This window comes from Terriglobales bacterium (genome assembly GCA_035691485.1).
In the GTDB taxonomy this organism is placed as follows: Bacteria; Acidobacteriota; Terriglobia; order Terriglobales; family Acidobacteriaceae; genus JAIQGF01.
This window is the reverse complement of record DASSIZ010000137.1, coordinates 1-9,864: the sequence shown is the minus strand read 5'-3', so window position 1 is coordinate 9,864 and position 9,864 is coordinate 1. Positions and strand designations below refer to the sequence as shown.

Genomic DNA, 9,864 nt, shown 5'->3' with positions numbered 1-9,864 from the left:
GTTCGTCATGGTGAACAGGTCTTTGAGACGGGGAGTCAGGTTCACCAGCTTAAGCGGCGCGCCGTTTTTCTTGCACGAGACATACAGCCCGACCAAAGTGCCCAGGCCGGAACTGTCAACATAGCTCGCAGAGGTAAGGTCGAGCACGATACGTTTCTTCTCAGGAATCAGATCGCGAACTGCGGTTTGCAGCTGTTCACTGGTGGCGGAAGTAATCCGACCGGTGCAGCGAATCACGTTCTCGGTGGGATTCTTCGTGGTCTGAAGAGTCAGTTGGGCTTCCGGGACTGCCGGGTTTGCAGCCATTGCCATGCCTCCTACGTGAAGCTTTGTGGACCGATCAAACAAAAGTGCGGCGCGGCGTTTCCACCGCGCCGGCCTGATTAAGCGACTCCGACCGATGGCTTGCCGGGTACAACATGAGGCGAGGACGCAGCCGCCATGGCCTCCGATTGCGCAATCGTCCTGGCAGCCACCGGTTTCAACCAGAGCAGGGCCAGGAAGGCGGCGATGACGTCACAGGCGATCATGCACCAGAAGACGCGACTCCATGCGCCGGTTTTTTCAAACAGCCAGGCGGCGCCGAACCCGGCGAAAATCGAAGCTGTGCCTTTCGCCGTGTACACAATGCCGTAATTGGTGGTGGCCCATTTTTTACCGAACAGGTCGCCGGTAATTGCCGGGAACAGGGAGAAGATCTCGCCCCAGGCAAAGAAGCACAAGCCGGACAAAAGAATGAACCACAGCGGTTTGTGGATCAACTGGAGAAGGGCAAAAACGGCGGCCGCTTCGGCCATGAAAGCGATGAACATAGTGTTCTCGCGGCCGATGTGGTCCGAGACCCAGCCCCAGAAAGGCCGGGTGACGCCATTCAGCAGTCGGTCTACCTCGATGGCAATCACCAGCGCCGTCATGCCGCCGAAGACGACAATTTTGTCAACCTTGTAGGAAGACGCCATCGGGTTCAGCTGGGCGGTGACCACCAGTCCGCCGAAGGCAACCAGGGTCATCATGAAATAGATCATCCAGAAGGAGCCGGTGCGCACCATTTCCACCGGCGTCATGTCGATGGCGGAGGTGCGAACCTTGGCTTTGGTGGTGGCTTGCTTCTGCAGCCAACCGGGCGGGGACCAGCCTTGCGGAGGTTTGGCCAGGAAGAGCGCGGCGCTCAGGCAGACCGCCCCCTGAATGATGCCCCATACCACAAAAGTGTGCTGGTACCCGGCGGCCTTGATCATTTTGGCGATCGGGGCGACGGTGATGGCCGTCCCGATGCCGTAGGCACCGGCGGTGAGGCCGACGCAGAGACCGCGGTGATCGGGAAACCACTTCAAGGCGTTGCCGATGCTACCGCCATAGACGATGCCGGCACCGATGCCGCCCAAGCAGTACCAGAGATACAGAGGGCGCAAGCTCTCGGCGTAGCCGGCGCCGATCCAACCCAGTCCGACCAGAATGCCGCCAACGCCAAGCATAAGTCGCGGGCCGATGCGGTCGACCAGGTAACCTTCGAAGGGAACCAACCAGGTTTCGACCAGGATGAAGAGAGTGAACGTCAGCTGAATCATGGACAGCTTGACGTTCATGTGAGCTTGGAGTGGTTTACTGAACAGGGTCCAGGCATACTGCAAATTGGCGATCGCCATCATCGCAACGATGCCGGCCACCAATTGGACCCATCGGTTAACGATGCGCGACGGATGAATCAGCTGCGCATTCGCGGCTTCTGCCATAACAGGCACCTCCCGACTGGCGTCGGATGAACAGGATCAAAAACGAAAATGCCAGACTTGACTGGGCCGGAGGTGCAACTGTCCCGGAAGTGGGCGGGTAACCCGCCGGCTGTTTAAGCCGGCGGATTATCTGCTGCCAGATCCTTTTCGAACGGAATCACGCCCGGGATCAGCCATTTCGTCCACATCTGATCTATCTTGCTCTGGAAATAATCAAGATCGTCGTTGGTGAAGTGAGCAAACCGTCCCTGCTTGAGCAGGTAATCCCGGACCGGCTTGCGCGGAATCTTGCCATCGGCGATCTGCTGCGTTCGCCCGGTGAGGCGAATCTTGCCATCCTCAACTTCGTAAAGCGGCCAAACGCCGGTCTGCACCGCCAACTCGCCCAACTCATGGGAAAGGATAGGATCGTAATCCCAGCCCTTCGGACACGGATCCAACGAGTGAATAAAGGTCGGTCCGCCGATCGTCAGCGCTTTTCGGATGCTGTTCATACCATGCAAGCCATACGACATGCAAATGGTAGCAACGTAGCGGCAGGTGGGATGGCCGACCGCCATCAGGCCCGCCATGTTCTTCTTCCAGCGGTGATGCATGATGCGCTTCACCGTCCCCGGGGTGCTGAAGGTGGTATTGGCGCCCCACGGGGTGCTGCCGGAGAGCTGAATGTCGGTGTTGGCGTAGGATTCGTTGTCATACAGCAGGATGAGACAGTTGTAGTCGGGATGGGTCAAGGTGGCGGAGATCGCACCGAGCCCCATGTCCGCGCCGCCACCGTCGCCGCAGAAGGCGATGACGTTGATCGGCTCCTTCTTCATCTTGCCCTTGCGCATCTGCGCCTTGAGACCCGCAGCGGCGCCGAGCGCCGCCGAGCCACTGCTGCCCAGCTGCGTGTGCATCCATGGCACTACCCAGGAGGTGCTGTAGTAGGTGGTGTTGGCCACGTACATGCAGCCGGTGCTGCCCAGCACGATGGTACGGGGTCCGGCAGCCTTCACCATCATCTTCATCACCAGGGCCGACTCACATCCCTGGCAGGTGCGGTGGCCGGAGGTGAAGAATTCGTGGGTCGGAATCTTCTTCACTGACTTGAACGGATCCAACTGCTGGGTCGGATCAATCTGTACGAATGTCGCCATAACTCCTCATCCTTTCGAATTCGTGTGGCGCGGGGTCCCGAGCCGTTTATCTGTTGGGCTCGCCGCTTACTCGCGCAACCCGATCCACTGCGTCAGCGGCTGCGCCTTGCCTTCAGCCGCCTTGTAAACCGAATCAGTAATTCTTTCGACATCGGGGAGGGTTACTTCGCGCCCGCCCAGGCCGCAGATGAAGCCCAGCACCGGCGGTTTCTTGCCCGATCCCGGGTAAAGCGCGTTGCGCACCTCGCCCGCCAGCACGCCGCCGAGATGGGGCGACCCGAACGAGTAATCGCGATCGATGACGCCGACCGCCTTGAAGCGAGACAGGCACTTGGCCAGCTCGTCGGCGGCAAAAGGACGGAACCACCGCATGCGCACGAAGCCGACTTTCTTGCCCGCCTTGCGCATCTGGCGAATGGCGACCTTGACCGGCGTGGACAACGTGCCCATGCCCATGAGCACCACGTCGGCATCCTCGGTCTGATATTCCTCGAAGAAGGGATTGCCGTAGGAGCGCTTAAAGACGCGCTCGAAGTCGGCATACGCTTCCTTGATGACACCGAAGGTCCTCTCCATGGCCGCGTAGTTCTGGCGCCGGATTTCCATGACCCAATCTTCGTTGGCTTGCGGCGCAACGGTGATGGGATTATCCGGATGCAGCAACAGGTCGGCACGATTGTAGCGGGGCAGGAATTCGTTGACCGTTTCCTGCGATGGAATGTGAACGAGTGACTGCGAGTGCGTCAGGAAAGCGCCGTCGCAGCTGATGGCACAAGGCAGGAAAATGCGCCGATCCTCGGCCACGCGATAGGCGATCAATGTGGTATCGAGCGCTTCCTGGCCACTGTCGACCCAGTTCAGCATCCAGCCCAGGTCGCGTACCGTCAGCGCATCGTTGTGTTCGGTGCCGAAGGCGCCCGGATCGTCGAGCGCGCGGTTGCCCACCATGCACACCATGGGAAGCCGCAGCGCCGGAGTGACCGTCAAAGCCTCCATGGCATACATCCATCCCACACCGCTGGAACCGCAGAAGACGCGGGCGCCAACGGCGGAGGCGTGCTTCACGATCTCGAACTGCGAGTGTTCGCCTTCGGCCACGATGTATTCGCAGTCCATCTCGCCATTCGACACCAGCTTGGAGACGTACTGCATGACGGTGTCATAGGGCCGGATGGGATAGGCCGTAACCACGTCAACGTCGGCGAGCTGACAAGCGACCGCGATCGCCTCGCTTCCGGTGATCAACGCGGTCTTATCGGTACCCTTCTTCTCTTCTCTTACGGGGGCAATTGTCGCCATGACTTCCTCTCCTCGCTATCCTTCTTGGGCGATCTGCAGCATCTCGCCGACCTGTTCTTTGTATTGGCCGAGATAACGGAAGCCATGCGACCGCTCCGGCCGGTGTTCGATCTTCTGGTTCAGCCACGTCAAGTAGCCGGTGGAATCCTTGCGCCACATCTCCCACTGGCTGGCGTTGTCGTTGAATTCGGTCTCCGCCACCATGGTGACGCACTTCTCGACGGGGCAGACCGCCTCGCAGACGCCGCATCCACAGCAAGCTTCCATGTTGGCGTCGTAGAGACCTTCCGGGGTGACGTCGAAGCAGGTGTCGGGACACTGCAGCCAGCACAGCGTGCACTTGATGCAGGTCTCGAAGTTGACTACCGGACGCATGGTGCGGGTGGAGAATTTCTTGAACACCTGGTTGCGGTCCGGACGGATGCCGCCCTGGACGTGGGTTGTCGGATCTTCGACCGGCTTGCCCGCGGTGATGCAGGGGATGGCAATGCCCTCGCCCATCTCGTGCCACTTCGGCAGATCGAACCTGTAGGGGGTCTCCTGATTGCCCGAGCCCGGCTTCACCGGCACCTTGGTCGTGAGTTTGTACGACTTTTCCGCCGAGGCGACCTTCACCTGGTCGTGCCATTCGGTGAGGATGGTTTTCTTGATCGATTCCAGGCTGACCATCTCGGGGAGCACCTTGGCGATGGCGCCGAGGATGCGGACATCGGAGTGGTCATCTTTATAGACCCATAGTCCGGAGAAGCTGCGCGTGCCCTTGACGATGGCCAAGTTGTAGGGCGTGGTCTTGGCGTGGGCCATCGACATCAACTTTTCCGGCGGCTCCATCGAAGTGACGATGAGCGTGCCGTTCGGCTTGGTCAACTGGTTGATCGGCTGCAATCCGTACCAGGCCCACGATTCCACGCCTTTGAACAGGGTGTCGTCGACACAGATGGTGACATCGACTTCCTTCGGTTCGTATTTCGCCATGCCCTCTTCGAGGGTAAGTTCGTCATCGGCGACAATGGCGAAGTACTTGGCCGGAATGCCGTTGCGCTCCGGGCTGTCGCCGTAGCGGCCGAAGCTCATGCCGGGCTTGCCGTCCAGGTGCGCGGCCAGCACGATGCCGCGGCTGATATTAGCTGCTAGTTTTTTCTGGAAAATCCCTCGATAAACGATCTCAACCGCGAACAACCTGCCCATCGCGTCCTCCGCTTGTTTTAGAACTTCGTGAGTACGATCTTTTCCACCGATTCGATATGCCGGCACATGGCAGCTTCGGCGCCGGCGGCGTCCTTCCGCTGAATCGCTTCCAGGATCTCCCGATGACCGGCCATCGAGCGCTCCGGCCGTCCTTCCACCTGCAGCGACCGCTCGCGCGTGTCGCGCAGCAAATCCATCAGAACATCCAGCACCTTCAACACCACGCTATTGTCGGCTGCCAGCGCTATCGCGTAGTGAAAGTCGTTGTCCTCTTCGATCGCCATTTCGCCGGCGGCCATCTTTTCCTGCTGGCGCCGCAGAATATTTTCCATTTCCGATACTTCATCCGGTGTCGCGTGCTCGGCCGCGCGCCGCGCCAACGGGGGCTCGATCATCTTGCGCACGTCGAGCAGTTCGCCGACCAGCTTGCGCTTTTGCACCAGGACTTGCGTCAGAGGATTGAATACAGCGTCGCTGGCGCGCTCACGCACCACCGTTCCCAAACCCTGCCGCGCCTCCACCAGCCCGGAAAGTTCCAGAGCGCGAATGGCGTCGCGAATCGAGCTGCGGCTGACTCCGAACATGTCGGCCAGCTGCCGCTCCGGCGGAAGCCTGTCGCCCGTTTTCATTTTTTCCGTGATCATCTTCTCGATCTGCCGGGCGATCTCTTCGTAAATCCGGTTGCGCCGGACGGTTTCGAACTCGGGTTTCACGGCCGCGTGCATGAATTCCAGGAGGCGAATTCCCATTTCGGGAATTGGTCTGATGACCGGACCAATTCTACTCCTCTAATGTTCGCCTTCGTCAAGGGGCGGGATGATTTTTTATTTCCCATGCTTTCAGCGGCTTAGCGGCGTGCCGCAGATCCGGCAGGATTTTTATCTTGGGGACATCTCTGGCTGCCTTCCCGTTTTGGGGAGGTGCCGCCCCCGGTTGCGCAGAAAATCAAAGCGGAGTAAAGTACGCGACCAAATTTCCTCTCCGGCTCCTCGGCTCATCACCATCTCGCAGATCACTTGGAGGCAACGAATGAAGTGGGGCATTCAGAGTGTATTGTCCTGGGCTGCCATCGTCGGCATTAGCCTGTGCGCGGGCGGCCAGCAGACACCCAAAACACAAAAAAAGAAGAGCGGCGCCGTCACCGGCAAGCACTACACGCTCAGCGCCACCAAGGAAAACGTGCAATGGGGTTGGCTGGACGCCAATGAGAAGCCGCGCCTCACGATCCAATCCGGCGACACCGTGTCGGTGGAAACCTGGTATCACGCGCTGGACGCGATCAAGCCGGCGCCGACCGATCACACTATCGCCGGCCCGCCGATGGATGAGTTGGCTCGCCTGCGCAAGGCCAATCCCGGCGGCGGCCCGCACTCGCTGACCGGTCCCATCTATATCGAAGGCGCCGAACCTGGCGACACGCTGGAGATCCGCATCCTGAAGATTGTGCCCAAGGAATACGGGCAGAACTTCAACCTTCCGGGAAAGGAATTTCCCACCGGACTGCTGCCCAAGGAATTTCCCGAAGGCTTCGTCCGTTATTACCAGTTCGACCTGAAGAAAATGCAGACCGAGTTCAAGCCCGGGATCATGGTTGATCTGAAACCGTTTCCCGGCATCATTGCGGTAGCTCCGGACCCGAACGAGCCCAAGGAAAAGGCCGGTCCGCCGATCAAGGATGCGCAGGGACGCACCAGCTCTTTGCGTCCCTGGAAGAACGGCTCGAACATGGACCTGAACGAATTGCAGGCGGGCTCGACGCTTTACCTGCCGGTGTTCGTAAAAGGAGCGCTGCTGTGGACCGGGGACTCCCATTGCCGGCAAGGCAACGGCGAAATGAACCTGGAAGCGATCGAGTGCGCCTACAAGGAGATCGAGCTGCAGCCGATCGTGCACAAGACGAAAACGGAGTGGCCCTGGGCAGAGACGAAGACGCACTGGATCTTCATGGGCTTCGACGAGGACCTGACGGAGGCAACCAAGATTGCCGTCACCAACACCATTGATTGGCTGTCCAAGCAGACGATGGTTCCGATGGACCGCTACGAAGCGTACGCGCTGACCTCGATCGCGGTGGACTGCGACATCACGCAGATGGTGGACATCCGCAAGGGCGTGCACTGCATGGTGCCAAAGTCAATTTTCGTGAAGAGGTAACAACCAAAAGCGCCACCGATTTTCGCGGATGAACACGGATAAGTTCTTAAAGTCTTATCCGTGTTGATCCGTGGTTTGATTTGGCTTGTCTACACCAGCTCGAACTTCAGCTCGCCTAACTTTTCCAGGCTGCACGCGATCTTGTCGCCGGGCTTGAGCCAGACCTGCTTGTCCTTGGGCATGCCGAAGATCACGCCTTGCGGCGTGCCGGTGTAAATGATATCGCCCGGATGCAGCGTGATGGTCCTGGAGACGTAGGAGACCAGATACTTGCAGTCGTAAATCATGTCATTGGTGTTCCAGGACTGGCGAGTCTCACCATTGACACGACACTCCAGCTTCAAATTGTTAGGGTTGGGAATCTGGTCGGCGGTGACCATGTACGGACCGACGGGTCCGAAGCCGTCCGGCGTCTTGCCCGCAAGCCACTGCCCGCCGGTGTCATACTGCAGGTCGCGTGCCGTGAAGTCGTTGCCGGTTGCATACCCGGCGACATAAGAGAGTGCGTCCCCCTCGCTGACATTGTGAGCAGCTTTCCCGATCACGATTACCAGTTCCACTTCGTAATCGAATTTCTTGGCGACATCGACGGGGAGCTTGATCTTGCCGTTGTGCCAGTTCAACGCGGTGTTGTACTTGCTGAACAGCACGGGCTGCTTGGGAAGCTGTGCCCCGATCTCCTCCGCGTGCCGGCGATAGTTGAGACCGATGCAGACGATCTTCTGGGGTCGCGTCACCAGCGGGCCGTAGTCGATGCTGCTCTCGGGCAAGTACGCTTTCGCCAGCTTATTCGATTTTGCCGCCGCGTCCACCAACGCGTTCAGCGCGGGTCCGTCTTCGTTTTGGAGAAGATCGTCCACCGTCGCGGGTGCGTGCATCTTGAGTATGGCCGCCGCCGCCGGCACGTCGAGGATGCCCTTTTCCGTCTTGACCCCCAGGATCCTTTGGTTATCGCGGAAGATGTGAAGCACGGTCAGGTTTCTTGCCATTCCGCGCTGCTGCTTGCTTGAAGCTTCGTTCTGAGCGCTGCCCATGCTCAATCCGCCGGTGGCCGCCATCGCGCCGACCACGCCGGCTCCTTTCAGAAATGTTCTGCGGCTGCTCGCCATGACTGTCCCTCCATGATGAATTGCGCCAACCATGTTGGCGCCGGTCTTACTTCAACGTGGCCGCGCCTGCGGCGGCGCATTGGCCGTCGTGCTCGCTGAGGTCGCCGGACAGTCCGATGGCGCCGACAATTTTGCCGTCCACGATCAGCGGCAGTCCGCCTTCCACCGGGACTGCTCCCTCCAGCGCGAGGACACGCAAGCCGGCCCCGCCGGAAGCCAGGTTGTCCTGCAACAGCTTGCTGGGACGCTTGTACAGAGCGGCCGAACGCGCCTTATTGATGGAGACCTTGGCGCTGCCGAGCTGCACGTTGTCCATTTTTTCGTAATAGACAAGATTGCCGCTGGGATCGACAACGGCGACCGCCATCAGCCAGTTATTCTTGCGCGCTTCGGCAAGCGCGGCGGCCGCCGCTTTCTTGGCGGCCTCCACTGTAATGGGAGGTCCGTATGGCGTCAGATAAAAGCTGGTACTGGAAGAAGCCGGTGCTTGCGCCAATGTTGCGAGACCGGCAAAGAGTAACCACAGCCCTGCAGAAAGCTTAACAATGCGCTGCGACATGGCGGCACCTGGCTGCGAACGGACGAGTGGCCCGTTGCGGTGGCGCATGTTAGCCGCGAGGCACGGCGCAAGTCAATGTGCGCGGAATGAACTTAGTGAGTTTGCTCCGCCGCCGCCGCTTCCTTCACGTATCCGGGGCTGAGCGTGTTCTTCTTTTTGGCGATCGTCAGCAGCGTCGGGTAAAACTGCACAAAGGTGGTGTCCACGGCCGCGTGTTTCTCGTGGCAGGAGTAGCAATCAGCGGAAGTGGGGATCATCTTCGCCGCCTTGTCGTCGTCGAAGCCAAAAAATGCCCACTTGCCGGGGAATCTGGCTTCATCCTTTATATGTACTTCCATTCCCATCATCTCGGTGCTCTGGAAGTGCCCGGTATGATTGATGGAGCCCTTGGTCTGGGCGCCTCGAACTTCAAGCACGAGAATAGTCTTGTCGGGCCAGGTACCGGTTTCGACGAATGCCTTGTACGCTTCCGGGTTAACGAAAACATTGTCGAACATGGAATGGTCCATCGCCATTGCGCGCGGACTATAGCTCATGTCCACTCCCGAACTCAGGAAGACCCACTCACGGTAATCGAGAGGAGCTTCGAGGCGTCCGTCGGCCGTGTAATGTGGCTCGTGCGGGTTCTTCGCCGTGCTTTGCGCATGCAGGGCAACGACATACTGCAACGCGAAGACAATGAC

At 59.4% G+C, this 9,864-nt stretch carries 10 protein-coding genes; 1 reads left to right on the top strand and 9 read right to left on the bottom strand.

Annotated features, from left to right (window positions below):
- From VFI82_17020 to VFI82_16995, 6 genes are all read right to left on the bottom strand, one after another.
- Positions 1-306: STAS domain-containing protein (locus VFI82_17020; protein ID HET7186386.1), on the bottom strand; the 306-nt coding region annotated here is incomplete at its 3' end.
- A gap of 77 nt (positions 307-383) precedes the next feature.
- Positions 384-1,733 (bottom strand): oxalate/formate MFS antiporter, encoded by a 1,350-nt coding sequence (gene oxlT, locus VFI82_17015; GenBank protein ID HET7186385.1) that lies wholly within the window; start codon positions 1,731-1,733, stop codon positions 384-386.
- Positions 1,734-1,846: 113 nt separating this feature from the next.
- Positions 1,847-2,872 (bottom strand): thiamine pyrophosphate-dependent enzyme, encoded by a 1,026-nt coding sequence (locus VFI82_17010; protein ID HET7186384.1) that lies wholly within the window; start codon positions 2,870-2,872, stop codon positions 1,847-1,849.
- 66 nt (positions 2,873-2,938) lie between these two features.
- Positions 2,939-4,171, bottom strand: coding sequence for a hypothetical protein (locus VFI82_17005; protein ID HET7186383.1), 1,233 nt, complete (start codon positions 4,169-4,171; stop codon positions 2,939-2,941).
- A 15-nt stretch (positions 4,172-4,186) separates the two neighbouring features.
- Positions 4,187-5,359, bottom strand: coding sequence for a 4Fe-4S dicluster-binding protein (locus VFI82_17000; protein HET7186382.1), 1,173 nt, complete (start codon positions 5,357-5,359; stop codon positions 4,187-4,189).
- A 17-nt stretch (positions 5,360-5,376) separates the two neighbouring features.
- Complete coding sequence (locus VFI82_16995; GenBank protein HET7186381.1) at positions 5,377-6,108, bottom strand: FadR/GntR family transcriptional regulator; 732 nt, start codon at positions 6,106-6,108, stop codon at positions 5,377-5,379.
- A 280-nt stretch (positions 6,109-6,388) separates the two neighbouring features.
- On the opposite strand from VFI82_16995, the gene VFI82_16990 reads away from it, so the two are divergent.
- On the top strand, positions 6,389-7,513 hold the full coding sequence (locus tag VFI82_16990; GenBank protein HET7186380.1) for an acetamidase/formamidase family protein: 1,125 nt from the start codon (positions 6,389-6,391) through the stop codon (positions 7,511-7,513).
- An 89-nt stretch (positions 7,514-7,602) separates the two neighbouring features.
- Here the strand turns inward: VFI82_16990 and VFI82_16985 are convergent, their stop codons facing one another.
- The 3 genes from VFI82_16985 to VFI82_16975 all read right to left on the bottom strand — a co-directional run bounded on the left by VFI82_16985 (position 7,603) and on the right by VFI82_16975 (position 9,861).
- Positions 7,603-8,622 carry a fumarylacetoacetate hydrolase family protein gene (locus VFI82_16985; GenBank protein HET7186379.1) on the bottom strand — a complete coding sequence of 340 codons (1,020 nt, stop codon included), beginning with the start codon at positions 8,620-8,622 and terminating at the stop codon, positions 7,603-7,605.
- Between the two features lie 46 nt (positions 8,623-8,668).
- A complete protein-coding gene (locus tag VFI82_16980; protein HET7186378.1) occupies positions 8,669-9,181 on the bottom strand; it encodes a heme-binding protein in 513 nt (170 codons plus the stop codon).
- A 92-nt stretch (positions 9,182-9,273) separates the two neighbouring features.
- Entirely contained in the window at positions 9,274-9,861 is a 588-nt protein-coding gene (locus VFI82_16975) for a cytochrome P460 family protein (protein HET7186377.1), read from the bottom strand.
- Positions 9,862-9,864 lie beyond the last annotated feature (3 nt).

Bases quoted from the DNA above. Each gene is read 5' to 3' on its own strand.
- VFI82_17010 (HET7186384.1), bottom strand. From the start codon at position 2,872: ATGGCGACATTCGTACAGATTGATCCGACCCAGCAGTTGGATCCGTTC.
- VFI82_17005 (HET7186383.1), bottom strand. From the start codon at position 4,171: ATGGCGACAATTGCCCCCGTAAGAGAAGAGAAGAAGGGTACCGATAAG.
- VFI82_16990 (HET7186380.1), top strand. From the start codon at position 6,389: ATGAAGTGGGGCATTCAGAGTGTATTGTCCTGGGCTGCCATCGTCGGC.
- VFI82_16995 (HET7186381.1), bottom strand. From the start codon at position 6,108: ATGGGAATTCGCCTCCTGGAATTCATGCACGCGGCCGTGAAACCCGAG.
- oxlT (HET7186385.1), bottom strand. From the start codon at position 1,733: ATGGCAGAAGCCGCGAATGCGCAGCTGATTCATCCGTCGCGCATCGTT.
- VFI82_16985 (HET7186379.1), bottom strand. From the start codon at position 8,622: ATGGCGAGCAGCCGCAGAACATTTCTGAAAGGAGCCGGCGTGGTCGGC.
- VFI82_16980 (HET7186378.1), bottom strand. From the start codon at position 9,181: ATGTCGCAGCGCATTGTTAAGCTTTCTGCAGGGCTGTGGTTACTCTTT.
- VFI82_17000 (HET7186382.1), bottom strand. From the start codon at position 5,359: ATGGGCAGGTTGTTCGCGGTTGAGATCGTTTATCGAGGGATTTTCCAG.